Origin of the sequence: Roseibium album, assembly GCF_001404515.1 — a bacterium.
Taxonomy (GTDB): domain Bacteria; phylum Pseudomonadota; class Alphaproteobacteria; order Rhizobiales; family Stappiaceae; genus Roseibium; species Roseibium album.
In genome coordinates, this window is record NZ_CXWE01000007.1 from 359,346 (window position 1) to 377,962 (window position 18,617).

The 18,617-nt window shown below is 57.3% G+C and carries 23 protein-coding genes and 1 tRNA gene; 15 read left to right on the forward strand and 9 right to left on the reverse strand.

Features of this window, described 5'->3' with window-relative positions; all coding sequences use genetic code 11:
* Positions 1-296 precede the first annotated feature (296 nt).
* Genes LA5095_RS24140 through LA5095_RS24165 form a run of 6 tightly spaced genes read right to left on the reverse strand, consistent with a single transcriptional unit; the run spans position 297 to position 5,059 of the window.
* The gene (locus tag LA5095_RS24140) at positions 297-1,322 is read right to left on the reverse strand and encodes a hypothetical protein (RefSeq protein ID WP_144436132.1); all 1,026 of its coding nucleotides are present in this window, start codon (positions 1,320-1,322) and stop codon (positions 297-299) included.
* Positions 1,323-1,372: 50 nt separating this feature from the next.
* Positions 1,373-1,948: a helix-turn-helix domain-containing protein gene (locus LA5095_RS24145; RefSeq protein ID WP_029064409.1), complete on the reverse strand. Its 576-nt coding sequence runs from the start codon at positions 1,946-1,948 to the stop codon at positions 1,373-1,375.
* A gap of 2 nt (positions 1,949-1,950) precedes the next feature.
* The gene (locus LA5095_RS24150) at positions 1,951-2,919 is read right to left on the reverse strand and encodes an isopenicillin N synthase family dioxygenase (protein WP_158510434.1); all 969 of its coding nucleotides are present in this window, start codon (positions 2,917-2,919) and stop codon (positions 1,951-1,953) included.
* A gap of 60 nt (positions 2,920-2,979) precedes the next feature.
* On the reverse strand, positions 2,980-3,558 hold the full coding sequence (locus LA5095_RS24155) for a carboxymuconolactone decarboxylase family protein (protein WP_055119636.1): 579 nt from the start codon (positions 3,556-3,558) through the stop codon (positions 2,980-2,982).
* Positions 3,559-3,566: 8 nt separating this feature from the next.
* The gene (locus tag LA5095_RS24160; RefSeq protein WP_055119638.1) at positions 3,567-4,313 is read right to left on the reverse strand and encodes an amino acid ABC transporter permease; all 747 of its coding nucleotides are present in this window, start codon (positions 4,311-4,313) and stop codon (positions 3,567-3,569) included.
* Between the two features lie 17 nt (positions 4,314-4,330).
* Entirely contained in the window at positions 4,331-5,059 is a 729-nt protein-coding gene (locus LA5095_RS24165) for an amino acid ABC transporter ATP-binding protein (RefSeq protein ID WP_082442566.1), read from the reverse strand.
* Positions 5,060-5,204: 145 nt separating this feature from the next.
* Here LA5095_RS24165 and LA5095_RS24170 point away from each other — a divergent pair, with 145 nt between their 5' ends.
* Genes LA5095_RS24170 through LA5095_RS24180 form a run of 3 tightly spaced genes read left to right on the forward strand, consistent with a single transcriptional unit; the run spans position 5,205 to position 7,404 of the window.
* Complete coding sequence (locus tag LA5095_RS24170) at positions 5,205-5,981, forward strand: transporter substrate-binding domain-containing protein (protein WP_055119641.1); 777 nt, start codon at positions 5,205-5,207, stop codon at positions 5,979-5,981.
* A 59-nt stretch (positions 5,982-6,040) separates the two neighbouring features.
* Entirely contained in the window at positions 6,041-6,667 is a 627-nt protein-coding gene (locus tag LA5095_RS24175) for a glutathione S-transferase family protein (RefSeq protein WP_082442556.1), read from the forward strand.
* The gene (locus tag LA5095_RS24180; RefSeq protein WP_055119842.1) at positions 6,664-7,404 is read left to right on the forward strand and encodes a creatininase family protein; all 741 of its coding nucleotides are present in this window, start codon (positions 6,664-6,666) and stop codon (positions 7,402-7,404) included. Before LA5095_RS24175 ends, LA5095_RS24180 begins: the two co-directional genes overlap by 4 nt.
* On the opposite strand, the gene LA5095_RS33540 is transcribed toward LA5095_RS24180, so the two are convergent.
* The 3 genes from LA5095_RS33540 to LA5095_RS24200 form a co-directional block, all read right to left on the reverse strand.
* Complete coding sequence (locus LA5095_RS33540) at positions 7,311-7,790, reverse strand: alpha/beta fold hydrolase (RefSeq protein WP_368681476.1); 480 nt, start codon at positions 7,788-7,790, stop codon at positions 7,311-7,313. The genes LA5095_RS24180 and LA5095_RS33540 overlap by 94 nt on opposite strands.
* An 18-nt stretch (positions 7,791-7,808) precedes the next feature.
* Positions 7,809-8,624: an SDR family oxidoreductase gene (locus LA5095_RS24190; protein WP_055119646.1), complete on the reverse strand. Its 816-nt coding sequence runs from the start codon at positions 8,622-8,624 to the stop codon at positions 7,809-7,811.
* Positions 8,625-9,148: 524 nt separating this feature from the next.
* Positions 9,149-9,238 (reverse strand) — tRNA-Ser (locus tag LA5095_RS24200).
* 490 nt (positions 9,239-9,728) lie between these two features.
* On the opposite strand from LA5095_RS24200, the gene LA5095_RS24205 reads away from it, so the two are divergent.
* The 12 genes from LA5095_RS24205 (at position 9,729) to LA5095_RS24260 (ending at position 18,562) form a co-directional block, all read left to right on the forward strand.
* A complete protein-coding gene (locus tag LA5095_RS24205) occupies positions 9,729-10,400 on the forward strand; it encodes a 50S ribosomal protein L21 (protein ID WP_055119845.1) in 672 nt (223 codons plus the stop codon).
* Positions 10,401-10,453: 53 nt separating this feature from the next.
* On the forward strand, positions 10,454-10,723 hold the full coding sequence (gene rpmA / locus LA5095_RS24210; RefSeq protein ID WP_055119650.1) for a 50S ribosomal protein L27: 270 nt from the start codon (positions 10,454-10,456) through the stop codon (positions 10,721-10,723).
* 141 nt (positions 10,724-10,864) lie between these two features.
* A complete protein-coding gene (locus LA5095_RS24215) occupies positions 10,865-11,470 on the forward strand; it encodes a GNAT family N-acetyltransferase (protein ID WP_055119652.1) in 606 nt (201 codons plus the stop codon).
* Positions 11,467-12,036 (forward strand): GNAT family N-acetyltransferase, encoded by a 570-nt coding sequence (locus LA5095_RS24220; RefSeq protein ID WP_055119654.1) that lies wholly within the window; start codon positions 11,467-11,469, stop codon positions 12,034-12,036. The genes LA5095_RS24215 and LA5095_RS24220 overlap by 4 nt, the downstream gene beginning before the upstream one ends.
* Complete coding sequence (locus tag LA5095_RS24225; RefSeq protein ID WP_055119656.1) at positions 12,033-12,578, forward strand: GNAT family N-acetyltransferase; 546 nt, start codon at positions 12,033-12,035, stop codon at positions 12,576-12,578. The genes LA5095_RS24220 and LA5095_RS24225 overlap by 4 nt, the downstream gene beginning before the upstream one ends.
* 45 nt (positions 12,579-12,623) lie before the next feature.
* On the forward strand, positions 12,624-13,670 hold the full coding sequence (gene obgE, locus LA5095_RS24230; RefSeq protein ID WP_055119658.1) for a GTPase ObgE: 1,047 nt from the start codon (positions 12,624-12,626) through the stop codon (positions 13,668-13,670).
* Complete coding sequence (gene proB / locus LA5095_RS24235) at positions 13,670-14,815, forward strand: glutamate 5-kinase (protein WP_055119847.1); 1,146 nt, start codon at positions 13,670-13,672, stop codon at positions 14,813-14,815. Before obgE ends, proB begins: the two co-directional genes overlap by 1 nt.
* 52 nt (positions 14,816-14,867) lie before the next feature.
* Positions 14,868-16,148, forward strand: a complete 1,281-nt coding sequence (locus LA5095_RS24240) for a glutamate-5-semialdehyde dehydrogenase (RefSeq protein WP_055119660.1) — start codon at positions 14,868-14,870, stop codon at positions 16,146-16,148.
* The gene (locus tag LA5095_RS24245) at positions 16,145-16,816 is read left to right on the forward strand and encodes a nicotinate-nucleotide adenylyltransferase (RefSeq protein WP_055119662.1); all 672 of its coding nucleotides are present in this window, start codon (positions 16,145-16,147) and stop codon (positions 16,814-16,816) included. The genes LA5095_RS24240 and LA5095_RS24245 overlap by 4 nt, the downstream gene beginning before the upstream one ends.
* 167 nt (positions 16,817-16,983) lie before the next feature.
* Positions 16,984-17,394 (forward strand): ribosome silencing factor, encoded by a 411-nt coding sequence (rsfS, locus tag LA5095_RS24250; protein WP_029061939.1) that lies wholly within the window; start codon positions 16,984-16,986, stop codon positions 17,392-17,394.
* Between the two features lie 124 nt (positions 17,395-17,518).
* Positions 17,519-18,001 carry a 23S rRNA (pseudouridine(1915)-N(3))-methyltransferase RlmH gene (gene rlmH, locus LA5095_RS24255; RefSeq protein WP_055119849.1) on the forward strand — a complete coding sequence of 161 codons (483 nt, stop codon included), beginning with the start codon at positions 17,519-17,521 and terminating at the stop codon, positions 17,999-18,001.
* 3 nt (positions 18,002-18,004) lie between these two features.
* Entirely contained in the window at positions 18,005-18,562 is a 558-nt protein-coding gene (locus tag LA5095_RS24260; RefSeq protein WP_306361724.1) for a GNAT family N-acetyltransferase, read from the forward strand.
* Positions 18,563-18,617: the final 55 nt, after the last annotated feature.

Sequence of the window (18,617 nt, forward strand, 5' to 3'; positions counted from 1 at the left end):
ACGGATCGAATTCTGCTACCGCGAAATGGAACACTGACACAATTCGATCATGAGGCCCTGTCGGTTTCTGTTTCGGTGATCTGATTGATCAGAGGAAAAACGGAAGGGTGCGCGCGTCCTGCATTTGTACAAAGGCCCCAAATTCAAACGTCACCTCAGGTTCTACGTCCCAGAAAGGTCGCATGACTGGATCGCGCGCCCGCAACTTGTTTTTGACCGTTTTTCGCCATGCTCCCGCAAGCCGATGCTCGTTGGCGATCGAGTAGATGTCCGGCAAGAACGGTCGGTGTCCAATGCTATTGTGATAGGCCGACCGGAAGCGGGTGTTCTGCAAGAAGCGTCGACAATTCCGGCCTTGCTTTCACAACTGCGGCAGTTTGCTCAAAATTTTGCGGCTGCAGGCATCCATCGCGCCACAGTGCCTTGCCATCGAAGGCAATTGTCGGATCCAGAACCATCCAGCAGATTTCGCCCGGAGGCGAGCTTCCGCATGTGTGAAAGTGCAGAAAGCGCGGATTTCCGAAAATATTGTTTGACCAACGGTCAGGATCATCATCGATATTGCCTTCATAGAAACATGCCGGATGAATGCCGGCATGCCACGAGTGAATGGCATCCTTATCGAGATCAAATTGATCCGCTACCTTGAAATAGTGGTCTTCAATTGTCTTGACGCTGTGCCGGTCACCCTCAAATCCTACAATTCGCCCCCTGTCGACATGCGCCATAACAACACCGTCGATACGCACAGATGCGGGTGAATAAGATCGCGAACCGGTGGGTGTCAGCCAGCGCTTCAGCGCCACCTGACCGCTGATCGAACGTGTAAGGACTGGCTGCGGTACGCAGAGGGGAAATCTCTTGACCGAGACTTCTCCATCAACAACATCCTCCATCTCAACCCGGCCTTCCAGGCGCGTGCCCAGGGGACAGATGATCGACACGCGATCCGAAGTTCGTGCCACCGCGTCGACTGACGTCTTCATCGCAACCATGGCATCATGGTTTGTTGCCGCGTAGGCGGATTTCAGTGACTTCTGGTTCCGCACATAGAGCATGGCAACATTTTTGCCGGGCAGCTTGTCGGCAAACCTGTCCTGATCACCGATACGGGCGAGAAAAACAATCGTATCGTGTGCAGCCAACTGGTCTTCATAGTCCGCCGGGAGTGTGTCGTCAGGGGCGCCGACAAGAATTGTCGATACACGGCACCCGGACTCCTCAAGAGCGGTCTTGATAAGGCCGGGAGCCGCTGTGTCGTACCAGCCGAGCGCCGGATTCTCGCAAACAATCAGAACGAAGTCACCGGCCTTCACCTTCATGCAATTCTGCAGTAGGTTTTGGACGCCGCCTTTCGTTTTGAAAGGTGTCCTCATCGCTGCACCTCGGCCTGCACTGTCAGGAATCTGAATTCAGGTGTGTGCACTGACAGGATTCCATGACGCATCTCGGCGTCGACGCAAATGCTGTCTCCCGCCCGCAAGGTGAATTCCTGTTTCCCATAGCCGTACACGGCCTCTCCCTCGAGCGCGTGAACGAAGACGACACCATTGCCCACGTAGACCGGCGGAATGGCCTCCTGGCGTTTTAGTGTCACGATGCGGGCGCCGAACTGCAGATCACGCCGCAGATGAATCGCGAGGTTTTCGTATTCATGAACATGTTCGTCGACGATACGGGTCGATTTGAGGCCTGCACCGTTTTCAACAAACGTGTAATCCGTGTAATTCGATGTTGTTTCACGAAACAGGCTTACAAGAGGAATTTTCAGTGCGGTGGCCAGCGCGCTCAGCGTTGAAATCGACGGTGAGACCTGTCCGCTTTCGATTCGGCTTATCATCGCGCCGGAAACGCCGGACAGTGCGGCAAGATGCCTGGCGGAAAATCCGTTTCGAAGTCTGAAATCCTTGAGTGCGGCGCCGATTGCACCGTCGATGTCATTGTTCATATTCACTCGGTTTTCCGGTAGGCGAAGGCGCGGTCAAACCGCCACTGAAGGTATTCACCGCAGGTCGTGGCACTTTCGGCAGGCATATGACCGGCACCGAAGATTTGCCGCGCATCAATAACGGTTTCAGGGTTCGGATCAAATGCCAGCACCAGCGAAAGACGTTCCCGACCGGAGCTGTTCACGACCCTGTGCGGGGTCGACTTGTAGGCGCCGCCGGTCCACCGGGCAAGAAGATCGGCAACGTTGACGATCAGGGTTCCCTCGATGGGGGGAGCCTGCAGCCATTCGCCGTCAATGTTCTCGATCTGGAGACCGCCGACAGCGTCCTGGCACAAAAGTGTCAGGACGCCGAAATCGGTGTGGGGACCAACGCCGAACTGGTCGGCCCCCATGTCTTCCGGTTGGGCCGGATAGTAGACGAACGAGGCCCTGCTCAACGGACGTGAGGCTGTTTTGAGGAAAAATCCCTCTTCAAGTCCAAGACCAAGCGCGAAACCGCGCATCAGATGATGCGCCACCTCATGCGCCTGGCGGAAATAGTCCATGGCCGCCGGTTCGACATCCGGAAGGAACTCGGGCCACTGGTTGCGGCCTCTGAGCGGATGATCGGCAACAGTGTCGCCGTTTTCATCTTGCATGCCCCAAACGAAGCTCTCCTTCAGGTCCGCCTTCAACTTGTCGCCCATTTTGGCGCCACCCGAAGCCAGCCATCCGCGATGGCTGGCGGACACACGTACGGTTTCTTTCTGCTCCGGCGGGCTTCGAAAAAAGTCGAAGGCAAGGTTGCGGGCTGCCGAGATGCAGGTCTCCGGAATGCCATGACCGCTGATATAGATGAATCCCAGACCGGTACTGGCCGCGTGCAGATCTTTGGCCACCGAATGCGGATCGGTTCCGTCTCGCAGGGAAGTGATGTCGATGACCGGGATCTCGTTCGAGTCCATCGGTTTGGCTTCAGCGTAGACCATGTTTCCGCCTGTCATTAGAAGAATTATTGCATTCTATGCAAAACTTTTATCCATATGCAACTACTTCGATGCGTAATATCCGACGGTATCTCCGTCTGTCGTGACCCCGAGGCCGTTCAGATGCCTGTTCACATAGTTGAAATAGCCGATGATCTGGTTGGCCTCCAGGATCTGGCCGTCATCCGCGCCGAGGTCACGCAGGGCGACAACATCCGATTTGGTCATGTCGGCGGGACGCAGCGTAAGCTTTTCAGTGTAATTCAGCAGTTCCAGTTCCAGGCCTGAAAACGCATCTTCGGGCTGCCGAGCAGTGAGGGCCTTTTCAATTTGATCCGCCCGTGCGTCGTCGCCGATCAGATGGCGCGCATTTGCCCAATGATTGGCAAGCGAATACGGGCAGCCGTTCAGGATCGAAACATATGATGAAATGGTTTCCTGAAGCCATTCGGGCAGTGTGTTGGCGTCATCGTGCAGCGCGGCCCGGTAGAGGATGACGTGGCCCTTCATTGAATTGGGCCGCAGGGAATGCACGCGCATCACATTGTCGACCGTGCCGTGCGGTGTTCGCGCTAGCTGAAGCACTTCCGTCAATTCGGCATCTGCGTCCTCGTCGGAGATCATTTCGATCCAGGCTGCCATGGTATCTCCTAACCACGTTGATCTGACTGCAATTTACGCTCCAGCCAGCGGACACCGGCCGAAACGATCAAAATCAGGACAAGGTACTCAAGAACAAGCACCGTATAAATTTCCAGGGGCCGGTATTCAACGACGACGAGTTCGTTCGCTTTTCGGGTAAGTTCCTGCATCCCGATCACAGAGACGAGGGAAGACATTTTCAGCATGTAAACCAGCTGGTTCCCAAGTGCCGGAAGTATCCGGCGCACGGCCTGCGGAAGAATGACGTACATCATCATGTCTGTGTAGCTGAGCGAAATGGAGTGTGCGGCCTCGTACTGGCCCTTGTCGATTGACTGAATGCCTGCGCGAAAGATTTCGGCTTCAAACGCGCTGTCGGAAAGGGCAAGCGCGATCACGCCGGCCCAGAAAACCGTGATGGACAGCCCTGTCATCTGAGGCAGTCCGTAATAAACCCAGAGGATCAAGACCAGAATGGGTACGGCTCTGACCAGTTCCACGTAGACCCTGTTGAACCGCCTGAGTGCCCGATTGGCCGACAATGCCGGCAACGCCACAGCAAGGCCTATGACGATGGAAATCACGATCGCCGTGAAGGACAGAAGGAGCGTGTAGTAAAGCCCGCTCAGTAGAAATTTGAGATTGTTCCATCCTGCAGGCACCGTCGGATCAACAACATACCAGCCCCAATTCCCGGAGCAGCCCGTGAGCAGCAGGGTCAGGCAGCAAAGACCTGCAAGTCGGCAGAATGTCATCTGGCCCTCTTTCTGTCTCAATGCGCGAGAATTTTTGAAAGAAAGTCCCGGCACCGTTCTGTGCCGGGATTGCTGAAGAACTGTTCCGGCGGTGCCTTTTCGACGATCTCGCCATGATCCATGAACACCATTGTGTCGGCGACGCGTTTCGCAAAGCCCATTTCGTGGGTTACGCAAATCATCGTCATTCCGCTTCCCGCGAGCTCGGACATGACATCAAGAACCTCGTTGATCATTTCCGGATCGAGTGCGGATGTCGGCTCATCGAACAACATGATTTGCGGTTCCATACAAAGCGATCGGGCAATGGCAACCCGCTGCTGTTGGCCACCGGAGAGCTGCCGGGGAAACTTGTCTGCCTGTTCGGGAATGCGAACTCGCTCCAGATAAGCCATGGCGAGTTTGTCGGCGTCCGGTTGCGACAGTTTTCGGGTTCTGACCGGTCCCAGTGTCAAATTCTGCTTGACGGTGAGGTGCGGAAACAAATTGAATTGTTGAAAGACCATTCCGACCGAGGAACGTACTGCACGCAAACTCGAGCTTGTATGTGTCAGTCTGTTGTCCGCGACTTCAATCAGGCCCTCATCGTGCCGTTCAAGCCCGTTTATGCATCGTATCAACGTTGACTTGCCGGAGCCGGATGGTCCGCACACCACCACCTTTTCGCCCGTAAGCACTTCAAGGGAAACGTTTTTCAGGGCGTGAAAGTCACCGAATGTCTTCGAAATATTTTCAACTTTGATCATGGCCTTCGCGGACAAATTCAACATTGCACAAAAGGAAGTCTTGACCATTAGTTAGTCATGTATTTGAGTGTAGTGCAATAAATTTATCAACTGGCAAAACTGCAGTGCACAACGGACCATTACCTCATCCTGAGAGGAGAACGGCATGAAACTGATCAAGACAACAGCCACGCTTTGCTTTCTGGCACTTGCCACCCTTCCGGCAACGGCTCAATCAGCGCTCAACGACATTCTGAACAACGGTGTTCTCAAGGTCGGCACCACCGGCGACTGGAACCCCATGACGATGAAGGACGTCGCGAACAACACCTATACCGGTTATGACATCGACGTCATGACCGAACTGGCAAAGGATCTCAATGTCGAGGTCGAGTTCGTTCCGGCGGACTGGAAAACGCTGGTCAGCGGTGTCACCGCAGGCAAATATCACCTCACCGGATCGGCGTCTGTTTCTCCCGCACGGGCGAAGGCGGCCGGATATTCCACGTCCTATTTCTCGCTGGCAACCGTCCCGCTCATTCTTGAAACGAGTGCGGAAAAGTTCAAGGACTGGGACGATCTCAACAAGAGCGATGTAACCGTCGCGGCAACGCTCGGCACCACCCAGGAAAAACAGGTCAAGGACTTCTTCCCCGATGCGCAGCATCAGATCGTCGAAGCGCCGGCGCGTGATTTCCAGGAAGTGCTGGCGGGACGCGCCGACGCGCATATCACGTCCAACGTCGAAGCACTCAAGCTCGTTGAAAAATACCCGCAAATGATGATCGTGCCGGTGAGCGCACCCAAAGCGCCGACCCCAATTGCAATGCTGCTGCCACAGGGCGACCAGGTATGGATCAACTATGTAAACACCTGGATTGCCCTCAAGGAAGAGCGCGGGTTCTTTGATGCCCTGGGCAAGAAGTGGCGCCTCAAGGAATAGGTCTTGAACGCCGATAACGCGGAGAGGGGCATTCGAACCGGAATGCCTCGCCACCTTACATGTTAAAGCTGTTCGCTATCCCCGTGAGCCTTTACTGCGCCAAGCTTCGCATCGCGCTCCGTCACAAGGAACTGGTTTGGGAAGAAGTACCTCCGCCAGGCGGCTACGGGTCTCAAACCTACAAAGATCTCGTTCCCGGCGGCAGTTTGCCCGCCCTGCAGCATGACGGACATTTGCTTAGCGACTCCGAAGCAATTGCCGAATACATCAATGAAGTGTGGCCCGCGCCCGAGATGTTGCCGGGCGACAGCCTTGAGCGCGCCCGAATTCGCGAACGGTCAAGATTTCACGACACCCGGCTTGAACCGGCCTTGCGTGCGCTCTTTCCGATGATCGGGCTCGGTCCCAGCACGCAAGCTGTTTCTGAAAAGTGGGATGCCCTGGCCGAAAGACTGGCGCAAATGGAAACACTGCTCCCGGAAACCACACCCCGGCTGACGCTTGCTGATTGCGGTATGCCGGTCACCTGCCGGTGGATCAACGAACTGACGGAGCATTTCCGGACGGCTCCCGTCCTGAGTTCCCGCATGCAGCGCTACCTCCAGGGCCTGAATGCGCACAAGGCTGTTTCCGATGAGCTTGCGCAATATGGGCCACGCCTCAAGGCATGGATGGCAACCAGATGAGGCTTGATCTTTGCAGCTGGCTTGAGGTGGAAACGTATCTCGAACGCAGCCGGACCATCATCCTGCCTGTCGGCTCGACCGAACAGCACGGCCCCATGGGCCTGATCGGTACGGACGCACTGTGTGCCCAGACCATCGCCCGACATGCCGGAGAGCGAACCTCAACACTTGTCGCGCCCACGCTCGCCTTGACGCCTGCGCCTTTCAACACGGCGTTTCCGGGAACAATTTCAGTGTCGGTTGCGACATTCAAGGCAATGGTGTCAGAGATCGTTTCGTGCCTGCACGGTCAAGGGTTTCAAAGGTTCTATTTCCTGAACGGCCATGGCGCGAATCTGGAACCGGTTGGCCAGGTAGCCGGTGAGACCGAAGTCGTTGAAAGCCTGGATATCCGAATCCGCTCCTGGTGGGATTTCGAGGCCGTGGGCAAGCTCCGAAAGGACCTCTACGGCGATTGGGAGGGCATGCATGCAACGCCATCGGAAGTTGCGATCACCCAGGCTACCCATCGCGTTTTGCCTCCGGGTGCCGCATCGGCACCGCCCCAGAAATTGTCGGCGGAATATATCAGGAACCATGCGGGTGACCGGCACGGCCCGCCTGACGAACACCGCCGCGCTTTCCCGGACGGGCGCGTGGGATCTCATTCGGCGCTTGCAACAGCGGAACACGGCAAGGCTCTGCTCGAGGCAGCGGTGACAGGTTTTGCCGAAGATCTGGAAAACTGGTCGCGCTGATTTAACAACGAAATCCTGCGGTTGCCGATCCAAGTTGTTCCGGTGACCAGGCAGAGCGGCGTCACCAGTTCCCGGGACAACAGCCATGCCTCCGGGGCAACTGTGCTGCCCATCGAATGTCCGACGAGACAGACGCCCAGCAGGTTCAAAACTCTGGAAAACGTGGTGACCCTGGTTCCACAGGTATGGATGCCGGGTTTGCTCTTTCCCTTCGCCCGGTCATGCCCGGAGAGGTCGATCGCATGGACGGCCAAATTTGGAAAGATTGAAACGGCCGGGTCGCAGTGTGTGTCCTCAATTGAGGATTGATCTTCTTTGACGGCAGCTTCATCTGCTCCTCGCCGTCCAATCGGAAGCTGGCCGGGATTGCCTGCGCTGCCTGGCATGCACCGGCGAACATTGGTTCAAACCAGTTTATGCATGGCTTCGATCTCGGTTGTGCCGACCCGGTCCAGAATGCTGCCGCGCAGCTTGCGCATGGCTCCCAGCCACTTGTCGTAGTCGCCGGACTTGAACTGGATATACTTCGCCACGTCAGGATGAGGCAGAATGAGGAAAGTTTCTTTTTCAACACCCTGAACGACTGTCTCCGCCAAGGCTTGCGGAGAAATCACGCCCGGCAGATCGCTACCGGCATTTTCGTCCCCATATCCCAGCATCGGCGTTGCCACATATTGGGGGCAGATGACAGATACCTTGATACCGTCTGCGCCATGCGTGATGGCAAGAGATTCCGCAAAACCGACCGCTGCGTGCTTCGTTGCCGAATAGGCCGCGTTTCCGATCTGGCTCAGCAATCCGGCGGCGGAAGCCATCTGAAGAAGATAGCCTTCACCTCGTTCGATCATGCCGGGCAGCACTGCACGGGCAGCATATACGTGGGCCATCACGTGAATATTCCAGCTCCTGTTCCAGACATCGTTGCCGGCGGAGGCTGAGTGAGACGGTTCGTTCAGGCAAATGCCCGCATTTGAACAGAACAGGTCCACCAGTCCGAATTGGCTTTCGACAGCAGCAACGACGGCCTGGACATCGGTCTCCTTGGTGACATCGCAGCCAAGTCCAAGGCCGCCAATTTGCGACGCCGTTGCCTCGGCTCCGGACTTGTCCAGGTCCGCCACGGTGACCCTTGCGCCTTCTTCTGCAAACTTTCTGGCCAGGGCCGCACCGATGCCGCCAGCCCCGCCCGTGATGATGACGTTTTTGTCTTTCAGTTTCATGGATGTTCCTTGAAATGAACTGGAGAAGAAACGGAAGCCGGAGGGCAGGGCCGGCAAGTGTGACAACGAGGCAAATTATCACGGATATCGCGACGACAATTGGAACGGCTCTTCTGATCGCGTCGTTGATCAGGCCACTTTTCCGGACCGATTGCACCACGCAGAGGTTAAGGCCGAATGTCGACAAGGAACAGAAAGGCATTTGCCGCGCGCTCCCGACGGTCCTGCGCCGTTATGGGGGGCATGGCCTTGATCCTGACATCTGCAGGTCAGGCGCTGTTCTCCTGGGACGAAAAGCTTGGGGTTTTTCCTTGGCGGACGCTTCCGATATTGAAGGTTCAATCGCGGGAAAAAGTCGGGAACAAACCCGAGATGCATATCAGGCAGGCGCTGTTGCAATATCGTGCAATAGCCTGGCTTGGCAGGGTCCTGATTAAGCGTCGGACCTTGAAAGAACCCGTCGGTGACAGGTCGGTCTGTCAGTTCCGCAGTCGCTTTCTCAAATCAGCAGAGTATGTGAAACATGGCGGAGAGAGGGGGATTCGAACCCCCGGAACGCTTGCGCGCTCAACGGTTTTCGAGACCGCCCCGTTCAACCACTCCGGCACCTCTCCGCGGCACTTTCGACAAAACGGGTCTCAAGTGGCGCGGAACATAGACAAGCTCTTTCGCGCCTGCAAGACCCGATTTGCATTCTTCACCGCCTACGTTGACTTTTTGCGCGCATATTCATAACGGCTGAAATTCAAGGCGGATTTCCAACCGTCCGGAGAGTGACCGGTGATGGGGACCCCTGTGGGAATTGAGGCTGTCCCGGAGTGGTCAATCGGGCGCGCGCGTCCTTCAGTCTGCAATAATTCCGTTTGACAACAAGAGCTGGGCGGCTATATTGCGCGGGCTCGAAAAGGTTCATCTTTTTCGAGTTTTCTTTGTCGATCTAGGCCTCGCGGGCTTTTAGCTTCACGCAACCCGACACAAAGATCTGCCTGCCGGATGACAATCCGGAGGGGCAGGCGCCTCAGTTTGACCTGAATGCAGCCGGTGCTGCTTGAGCCGAATGGCCTGCACCGGCGTGTCAAAAACGAAAAGAAGGACGTGCGCGACATGTTCGCTGTAATCAAAACTGGTGGCAAACAGTACACTGTTGCCGCAGACGACCTCCTGAAGGTCGAGAAACTTGACGCCGAAGCCGGCAGCACCGTCACTTTTGAAGACGTGCTCATGGTAGGCAACGGCACGGACACCACCGTTGGGGCTCCGACCGTGGAAGGTGCCAGCGTTGTTGCGGAAGTGGTCGATCAGGGCCGTGGCCGCAAGATCATTATTTTCAAGAAGCGCCGGCGCCAGAATTCCCGCCGTCGCAATGGTCACCGTCAGTCCTACACCCTCGTCAAGGTGACGGACATTCTGACGGGTGGTGCAAAGCCGGCCAAGAAGGCAGCGCCGAAAAAGGCTGCGCCGAAGGCCGACGAGCCGAAAGCCGAGGCAGCTCCGAAAGCTGAAGAAGCCAAGGCAGACGTGAAGGAAGCCAAAAAGGAAGAAGCAGCCGTTGAGCCGCTCTTCACCGCACCGGAAGGCAAGGACGATCTGAAGAAGATCTCCGGCGTCGGCCCGGTTCTTGAGAAGAAGCTGAACGCTCTGGGTATCACCACCTATGAGCAGATCGTCAACTTCTCAGCGGAAGACATCGCCCGCGTTGATGAGGTCCTGAATTTCAAGGGACGTATCGAACGCGACAACTGGGTTGAGCAGGCCAAGGAACTGGCAGGCAACTGAGCCGCCGTTTCTCACCTGTTGATTAAGTATTCGAAGAACGAGGAGTTCTAACGATGGCACACAAGAAGGCAGGCGGTTCATCCCGCAACGGCCGCGACTCAGCTGGCCGCCGTCTCGGCATCAAGAAATATGGCGGGGAAGCCGTGATTCCCGGCAACATCATCGCTCGTCAGCGTGGCACCCAGTGGCACCCGGGCACCGGCGTGGGCATGGGTAAGGATCACACCATTTTCGCGACCGTGGAAGGCAAGGTTCAGTTTAAGGCGGCAGCCAACAAACGAACCCTCATTAATGTGGTCCCAGTGGCGGAAGCTGCGGAGTAAAGCCGACGTGAATTTTCGAAACGCCGGCGTCCCACAAGACCCCGGCAGTTCGAGACAGGTCAGCAACCAGAGACCAGTCGAAGATCCAAGGGGGAGATGGGGCGCCATCTCTCCCTTGATTTGTTTTGCCTGGAGGAAAAGATGGTTGTTGAAAGCGATGGATTGTTAGACGAAAGCAGTTTGGCAGCGGCCCCGTTGCCGCAGGAAGCGGTTCATGTACGGCTCGACAAGCCGCGCAAGGACGATGTGGCCGACCTGGTGTTTCTGGCCAACAACAAGACCGTGGCGGCGAACCTTGCCGCGATGCCTCATCCGTTCACACTCGACAATGGCCGCACCCTGATCGCACGGGCCGGGCAGGTGCGGAAAAATTCCGCCCTCTTCGCCATTCGCCTGAAGAGCACCGGCCGCTTGATCGGCGTTGCGAAATACGCAGCGGTGGAAGAGGACGGCGTCGTCCATGTCGGCTACTGGCTGGGCGAGCCCTTCTGGGGTCGAGGTTACGCAACGGAGGCGGTGCATTCCCTGGTGGATCACGCTTTTGCGTATAACGACATCGAAGAGCTTCAGGGGTCGTGCAGGGTAACCAATCCGGCTTCGCGCCGCGTCCTGGTCAAATCCGGGTTCCAGTATCGGGATCAGGCGATGATCCGTTCCGTCGGTGCGGGCGGCTCCGTACCGATCGAGCGGTACACACTGGAAAGAGCTGTTTGGAAATCCTTGAAAGGCTGGGGGCAGGGACGATGACCATATTGCCGGAATTGAGAACACGGCGCCTGATATTGCGGCCAATCGCCATGTCGGATGCAGAAGCAATCATGGAACTTGGTGGCAAGGACTTCGAGGTCGCCCGGTGGATGACGTCCTTTGCCTGGCCTTACGAAGATGGTTCTGCCGAAGCCTTTTTGTCGACAGTCGTCGGCAAGGACCCGCTGAAGACCGAGGCGGTATATGCAATCACGCTTGGCGGCGTGTTCATTGGTATCGCGGCCGTCGAGGCGCCGGGCGATCTTGAGGACCTGTCCGATCATCCCACCATCGGGTACTGGATCGGTCGGGCGTTCCAGGGGCACGGCTATGCCAGCGAAGCGGTGGAGGCAATCATCGACTGGGCCTTTGCCGCCTATGGCAGCGATGCCATAGCAGCCCGGGCCTTTGAGGACAATTTCCGTTCCAGGGGCCTTCTGCGCAAGCTCGGGTTCAAGCCTTACAGCATCACCGAGCGTTTCTCCAAGGCGCTTGACCGGAGGGTCTCCAATGTTGTCGTGCGGCTGTCTCGAGCCGATTTCGAGGCGCGGAAGGAAGCCGCATGAGCAAGCCGGTCATCAGGACAAGCCGACTGGTTCTCCGGGCGCCGAACCCGGAGGATCTTGACCGGTGTGCTGTTCTTCTCGGCGACTATGAAGTTGCCAAGATGTTGTCGCGCGTACCGTACCCTTATGATCTCGAACTGGGGCGGCAGCATCTGGCAAGATCCGTGAAACGTTGGGAAAACATCGCGGACGCGGATGAACTCGGCTTTCACATTGACCATGAAGGCGATTTGATCGGAGGTGTCGGCTTCAAAAAGTTGCAGGAGACCCCGGAGATCGGCTATTGGCTGGGGCGCCCTTATTGGGGCAAGGGGTTCATGAGCGAGGCTCTGGATGCAGCTATCGGCTGGATGTTCGAAAACACCGGACACGAACGGCTGGCCTGTGAAGCCATGACGGAGAACCAGGCCTCGATCAAGGTGATGGAAAAAGCCGGATTTCGGCCGGTTGGCGAAGTCGGTTGCGCAAGCGTGTCACGCGGTGAAACCCTGCCGGCCATCAGAAGTGAAATGACGCGAACAGACTATTTGAGCAGTCTTTGACCAACCATGGTCATGGCCTGACAACAGGATACAAAGAGAAGAAAAATGAAATTCCTCGATCAGGCCAAGGTCTACGTCCGTTCCGGCAATGGTGGCGCCGGCTGTGTATCGTTCCGGCGCGAGAAATACATCGAATATGGCGGTCCGGACGGTGGCGACGGCGGCAAGGGCGGTAACGTGATCGTTGAATGTGTCGATGGCCTGAACACGCTGATCGATTACCGCTACAAGCAGCACTTCAAGGCCGAAACCGGCATTCACGGCATGGGGCGCAATCGCACCGGAGCCCACGGCAAGGACGTCGTGCTGAAGGTTCCGGTCGGGACGCAGATACTCGAAGAAGACAACGAGACGCTGATTGCAGATCTGACGGAACTCGGGCAACAGGTTCATCTTCTGAAGGGCGGGAATGGCGGCTTTGGCAACGCGCATTTCAAATCGTCGGTCAACCAGGCACCGCGCCGGGCCAACCCGGGCCTGGAAGGCGAGGAAAAGTGGATCTGGTTGCGATTGAAACTGATCGCCGATGCCGGACTGGTCGGCTTGCCGAATGCTGGCAAGTCGACATTCCTGTCCAAGGTATCGGCCGCCAAGCCGAAGATTGCCGATTATCCCTTCACGACGATCCATCCCAATCTCGGGATCGTTCAGATCGATGGCAACAGCTTTGCCATGGCGGACATTCCGGGTCTGATCGAAGGGGCTCACGAGGGAACCGGACTTGGCGACAGGTTTCTTGGTCACGTGGAGCGGACGCGTGTGCTTCTGCACCTGGTGGACGGTTCCGGGTTGGAGGATCCGGGTGAATCCTACAAGGTGGTGCGCGGCGAATTGAAGGCCTATGGCGGCGGGCTCGCCGAGAAGCCGGAAATCGTCGCACTTTCGAAGTGTGACGCCCTGACGGAAGACCTGATCGCCGAAAGGTCGGCAAGCCTGGAGGCATCCTGTGGTCAGAAACCGTTGATCCTGTCCTCGGCAAGCGGCCTGAACGTGGACCGGGCATTGCGCATGATCGTGCGCGCGATCGACAAGGACAAGGAGGATGCCGCCAATCAGGTTCCGGCTCCCGAACAGGAGGGATGGCACCCCTGATGTCGGTTTCAGCCTCCCGAAGTCTCAGCTCCTTCAAGCGGATTGTTATCAAGATCGGTTCTGCTCTCCTGGTCGAAAAGGGAGAGTTGAAGCGCGACTGGCTGGAGGCTCTTGTTTCCGACATCGTGCGGCTAACGACCGAAGGCGCCGACATCCTGATCGTGTCGTCCGGCTCGATCGCCCTTGGACGGGGCGCACTTGGTCTGCCGAACGGACCGCTGAAACTGGAAGAAAGCCAGGCGGCGGCGGCTGCAGGACAGATTGCACTGGCGCAGGCCTATGCCGGGGCGCTCGGCAGGCACGGAAGAAAAGCAGGCCAGATCCTGCTCACGCTGGGAGATACGGAGGAACGGAGGCGTTATCTCAATGCCCGGGCAACCATCGGAACCCTTTTGAAGATGGGCGCCGTACCGATCATCAATGAGAACGATTCCGTCGCCACGTCCGAGATCCGCTACGGTGACAATGACCGCCTGGCCGCCCGTGTCGCGACCATGGCGAGTGCCGACTGCCTTGTGCTGCTGTCGGATATCGACGGGCTCTACACCGCGCCACCTGCGCAGAACCCGGATGCCGTCTTCCTGCCTGAAGTTTCACGCATAACTGCGGAAATTGAAGCGATGGCCGGAAGCGCCGGATCAGAACTGTCCCGTGGCGGTATGAAAACCAAGATTGATGCAGGCAGGATCGCAACAGCCGCCGGAACTTCCATGGTCATCACCTCGGGCAAGGAATTGCATCCGCTGTCGCGTCTGACAGAAAGCGGGCGGGGAACATGGTTTCCGGCACTCGCGACCCCGGCAAGCGCGCGCAAGGCGTGGATCGGCGGTCATCTGGAAACGCGCGGTGACGTTACACTGGATGAAGGAGCGGTCAGGGCAATGAAGTCCGGCAAGAGCTTGCTGCCGGCAGGTGTCATTTCTGTCTCCGGTACGTTCTCTCGTGGTGATGCCGTTGTCCTCCTCCGTCCGGACGGAAGAACGATCGGACGTGGTCTCATCGCCTATGACGTCGACGAAGCCAGATTGATCTCCGGTCGCAACAGCCGCGAAATCGAGGCGATTGTCGGCTATCCGGGCCGGGCGGAAATGATCCACCGGGATGATCTGGTGCTTGAGGATGCGTTTTTGAACGGAACACGTTAAAACGCTGCATGTTCTGCGGTCCACAGAGCCGCTATTCGAGGAGTTTGTGAGTATGCTGGAAGTGGTCGAGGCCCGAACAACAGAAGATCTCATGGCAGAGATCGGGCAGCGTGCCCGGGCTGCCGGCCGGGTTCTTGCCACGGCACCAGCTGCTGTGAAAAACCGCGCCCTGAGCGAGATGGCGCAGGCGGTGCGTGCGGCGACACCGGATATTCTTGCCGGCAACAGGCGCGATGTCGAGGCCATGACCGCCAATGGTCAAACGGCGGCTTTTCTCGACCGGGGGACACTGAGTGAAGAACGGATCGAGGCGATTGCCAGGGCGCTGGAGGATATCGTTGCCCTTGACGATCCTGTCGGTGGTGTGATTGCAGCATGGGAACGCCCGAACGGCCTGAAGATAGAGCGTGTACGAACACCGCTCGGCGTGATCGGTGTCATTTATGAAAGCCGCCCGAACGTGACCGCGGATGCAGGTGCGTTGTGTCTCAAGGCCGGCAACGCCGTGGTGTTGCGCGGAGGTTCCGACACAATTCAATCCAACATGGCGATCCATAAAGCACTGCAAAAGGGACTGAAAGCGGCCGGGTTGCCGGAAGACGCGATCCAGATCGTGCCGGTAACAGACCGGGCGGCTGTCGGTGAGATGTTGAAGGGGCTGAATGGAAATCTCGACGTTATCGTTCCGCGCGGAGGACGCAGTCTCGTAGAACGTGTCCAGACAGAAGCACGCGTGCCTGTCTTTGCCCATCTGGAAGGTCTGGTTCACATATTCGTCGACAAGGCAGCCGACCTGCCGAAAGCCGTTGATATTGTCGTGAATTCGAAGCTCAGGCGCACCGGCATCTGCGGGGCGCTGGAAACGCTGCTGGTTGACGAGGAAATCGCGCACGGTCACTTGCCCGTCATCGTGAAAGCCTTGCAGGACGAGGGATGTGAAGTTCGCGGCTGCGATGTCGTACGGGACATCTGCGAGAATATCGTTCCCGCCAGCGAAGATGACTGGTCGACCGAGTATCTCGACAAGATCGTGTCTGTCAAAGTGGTGCCGGGCCTTGAGGCGGCGATGGATCATATCGCCACTTACGGGTCGAACCATACCGATTGCATTCTGACGGAAGACGGTGCCTCTGCACAAAGGTTTCAGGCAGAGGTGGACTCAGCCATCGTTCTTCACAATGCTTCGACCCAGTTTGCCGACGGCGGCGAGTTCGGCATGGGAGCGGAGATCGGAATTGCGACAGGACGCATGCATGCGCGCGGCCCCGTCGGCGTCGAACAGCTGACCAGCTTCAAATACAAGGTTCATGGTGAGGGTCAGACGCGTCCATGACTTCATTCGGTCCTGGAGGGGAACTCGACCGAGATTGGCTGAAGCTGCCCCATGTCGAACCCGGGAACCGCATCGGCCTGTTCGGCGGATCCTTCAATCCGCCCCACTCAGGCCACCGTCTGGTTGCTGAAACGGTCCTGAGGCGTCTGGGGCTTGATCAGGTCTGGTGGTTCGTGACGCCCGGCAACCCGCTCAAGAGTCATGCCGACCTGGCGCCACTTGAATTGCGCATGCATCTGGCCTGCGCTCTGGCGGATCACCCGCGAATGAAAGTGACCGCTTACGAGGTTGTTCTGGGTACTCCCTATACGGCCAGGACAATTGCCGCTTTGCGCGCAATGCGGCCTTCAGTGCGATTCGTTTGGGTTATGGGTGCTGACAATCTTGCCGGTTTCCATCGATGGCAGGACTGGCGCGCCATTCTCGGTTCCGTTCCGGTCGCAATCGTAGACAGGCCGGGTGCATCGCTTTCAGCTCTTTCGTCGCCAATGGCAAAAGCCTATGAAAAATATAGGCTTCCCGAGGAAGACGCGGCGCTGCTGCCGAATTTGGACCCACCAGTCTGGACGTTTTTGCATGCACCACTCGACCGCACATCGTCTACGGATTTGCGGAAATTTAACACATTAGACATTGCCAAAGTTACCAAGAAAACGGCGCTGTCTTGAAAATGCCAAAAGGGAAGCTGTATTATAGGGGTGGTCGCGATGAACGCGGCCGAGGTACGGTCAACCGGTCCTGTATTCAAAACGGGTGACGTAGAAACCGAACTATCTGGTTCGTGACGACGTTGGACACAGGGCGGCATAAACGGCGAAAGGCACTACACCTGACCATGACCTTTGAAAGTGGGCGGACAGAATTGTCCTCTCCTCTGCAGGCTTCCGTAAGCGCTGATCTTGCGGCAGGTCTCCTCGATACGGTTCTGAGCAGCCTTGACGATTCCAAAGCTGAGGACCTGATAACTCTCGACATCGCAGGCAAAAGCTCCCTCGCGGATCACATGGTAATTGTGTCCGGGCGGTCCCATCGTCACGTTGGGGCCATTGCGGACCATTTGCTGAAGGATCTGAAATCGGCCGGATTGAAATCGGCAACGGTGGAAGGTCAGAGCACCTGTGACTGGGTGCTGATCGATGCAGGCGATGTGATTGTTCATATTTTCCGTCCGGAGGTACGCGGTTTCTACAATCTCGAAAAGATGTGGGCACCGGACACGGACGAAGCGCCGCAATATATCGGCTGAACGGGATCTTGGTTCCTGCTTTCGAGCTTGTCATGTCGAAAGCAGGTTGAGCCGAGAATTGTCTCGAACGGCGATCGAATTTGCCGCGAAACTGAAGACCGGAGTTTCAACCGGCAAGGATCTTATGCGCTTTACATTCTCCTGCATCGGCAAGATGAAAGCCGGTGCGGAAAAAGACCTCCTCGACCGGTATATTGACCGTGCGCGCAAGACCGGACGCGGGTTGGGCATCTCCGATATCGTGGTCAGCGAATTATCCGAAAGCCGCGCTCAGCGCTCTGAAGACCGGAAGGCCGAAGAAGCAAAAGGCCTTCTGAATTCTGTCTCAGGTTCTGCGCGGGTCGTCGTTCTGGACGAGAACGGCAAGAACCTGACCAGCCCGGACTTCAGTCGCAAGATCGAAAGCTGGAAGGATGAGGGCATTCCGGAGGTCGTGTTTGCGATTGGCGGGGCTGACGGGCACGGGCAGGAACTTCTCGCCCGGGCGGATCTGAAGCTGGCGTTCGGCGCGATGACATGGCCCCATCAGATTGCGCGCATCTTGTTGGCGGAACAGGTCTACCGCGCCATGACGATCCTTTCCGGGCACCCGTACCACCGGATTTGAAGCATGACAGACACCACTACATTGGCTGCCAGCATGGCGCTCTCAAGGACACTGAACAACGGCATGATCGAGATACCGACCCTTCAAACGGATCGACTGACCCTGCGGCCGATGACGATGGCCGATTGGGATGACTATTATTCATTCATGCAAAGCGATCGATCGCTCGGCATGGGGGGGCCATTTCAGAAAAAGATGTCCTGGGCGCTGTTTTGTCACGATATGGCGCAATGGCCGCTGATGGGAAACGGTGCCTTGATGCTCGATGACCGGGAGACTGGCACTTGTCTCGGGCAGGTCGGGATAAACCATGGGCCGCTTTTTCCCGAACATGAACTCGGATGGTTTCTTTATCCGGCCGCTGAGGGAAGGGGTATCGGCTACGAGGCTGCGCAAAGGTTCGCCGACTGGGCACGACACGAGCGCTGCCTGCCAAGCCTGGTAAGTTACATCGATCGGGACAATGTTCGCTCCCGACGCCTCGCGGAACGCCTGGGTGCGAGACTGGACGATGAAGCCGAGCGACCTGATCAGGCGGATCTTGTTTACCGGCACTTTTAAGGACCATCGCGGGCCGGGCGTTTGAGCGAAATTGCACAGTCCCCTGACGGTCGCA

What these genes read in the sequence shown, in the direction of transcription:
- LA5095_RS24215 (WP_055119652.1), top strand. Translation starts at nt 10,865, where the DNA reads ATGGTTGTTGAAAGCGATGGATTGTTAGACGAAAGCAGTTTGGCAGCG.
- LA5095_RS24175 (WP_082442556.1), top strand. Translation starts at nt 6,041, where the DNA reads ATGTTAAAGCTGTTCGCTATCCCCGTGAGCCTTTACTGCGCCAAGCTT.
- proB (WP_055119847.1), top strand. Translation starts at nt 13,670, where the DNA reads ATGTCGGTTTCAGCCTCCCGAAGTCTCAGCTCCTTCAAGCGGATTGTT.
- LA5095_RS24225 (WP_055119656.1), top strand. Translation starts at nt 12,033, where the DNA reads ATGAGCAAGCCGGTCATCAGGACAAGCCGACTGGTTCTCCGGGCGCCG.
- LA5095_RS24220 (WP_055119654.1), top strand. Translation starts at nt 11,467, where the DNA reads ATGACCATATTGCCGGAATTGAGAACACGGCGCCTGATATTGCGGCCA.
- LA5095_RS24205 (WP_055119845.1), top strand. Translation starts at nt 9,729, where the DNA reads ATGTTCGCTGTAATCAAAACTGGTGGCAAACAGTACACTGTTGCCGCA.
- LA5095_RS24240 (WP_055119660.1), top strand. Translation starts at nt 14,868, where the DNA reads ATGCTGGAAGTGGTCGAGGCCCGAACAACAGAAGATCTCATGGCAGAG.
- LA5095_RS24165 (WP_082442566.1), bottom strand. Translation starts at nt 5,059, where the DNA reads ATGATCAAAGTTGAAAATATTTCGAAGACATTCGGTGACTTTCACGCC.
- LA5095_RS24170 (WP_055119641.1), top strand. Translation starts at nt 5,205, where the DNA reads ATGAAACTGATCAAGACAACAGCCACGCTTTGCTTTCTGGCACTTGCC.
- LA5095_RS24145 (WP_029064409.1), bottom strand. Translation starts at nt 1,948, where the DNA reads ATGAACAATGACATCGACGGTGCAATCGGCGCCGCACTCAAGGATTTC.
- rpmA (WP_055119650.1), top strand. Translation starts at nt 10,454, where the DNA reads ATGGCACACAAGAAGGCAGGCGGTTCATCCCGCAACGGCCGCGACTCA.
- rlmH (WP_055119849.1), top strand. Translation starts at nt 17,519, where the DNA reads ATGCGCTTTACATTCTCCTGCATCGGCAAGATGAAAGCCGGTGCGGAA.
- LA5095_RS24160 (WP_055119638.1), bottom strand. Translation starts at nt 4,313, where the DNA reads ATGACATTCTGCCGACTTGCAGGTCTTTGCTGCCTGACCCTGCTGCTC.
- LA5095_RS24155 (WP_055119636.1), bottom strand. Translation starts at nt 3,558, where the DNA reads ATGGCAGCCTGGATCGAAATGATCTCCGACGAGGACGCAGATGCCGAA.
- obgE (WP_055119658.1), top strand. Translation starts at nt 12,624, where the DNA reads ATGAAATTCCTCGATCAGGCCAAGGTCTACGTCCGTTCCGGCAATGGT.
- LA5095_RS24260 (WP_306361724.1), top strand. Translation starts at nt 18,005, where the DNA reads ATGACAGACACCACTACATTGGCTGCCAGCATGGCGCTCTCAAGGACA.
- LA5095_RS33540 (WP_368681476.1), bottom strand. Translation starts at nt 7,790, where the DNA reads ATGCCAGGCAGCGCAGGCAATCCCGGCCAGCTTCCGATTGGACGGCGA.
- LA5095_RS24190 (WP_055119646.1), bottom strand. Translation starts at nt 8,624, where the DNA reads ATGAAACTGAAAGACAAAAACGTCATCATCACGGGCGGGGCTGGCGGC.
- LA5095_RS24140 (WP_144436132.1), bottom strand. Translation starts at nt 1,322, where the DNA reads ATGAAGGTGAAGGCCGGTGACTTCGTTCTGATTGTTTGCGAGAATCCG.
- LA5095_RS24150 (WP_158510434.1), bottom strand. Translation starts at nt 2,919, where the DNA reads ATGGTCTACGCTGAAGCCAAACCGATGGACTCGAACGAGATCCCGGTC.
- LA5095_RS24245 (WP_055119662.1), top strand. Translation starts at nt 16,145, where the DNA reads ATGACTTCATTCGGTCCTGGAGGGGAACTCGACCGAGATTGGCTGAAG.
- LA5095_RS24180 (WP_055119842.1), top strand. Translation starts at nt 6,664, where the DNA reads ATGAGGCTTGATCTTTGCAGCTGGCTTGAGGTGGAAACGTATCTCGAA.
- rsfS (WP_029061939.1), top strand. Translation starts at nt 16,984, where the DNA reads ATGACCTTTGAAAGTGGGCGGACAGAATTGTCCTCTCCTCTGCAGGCT.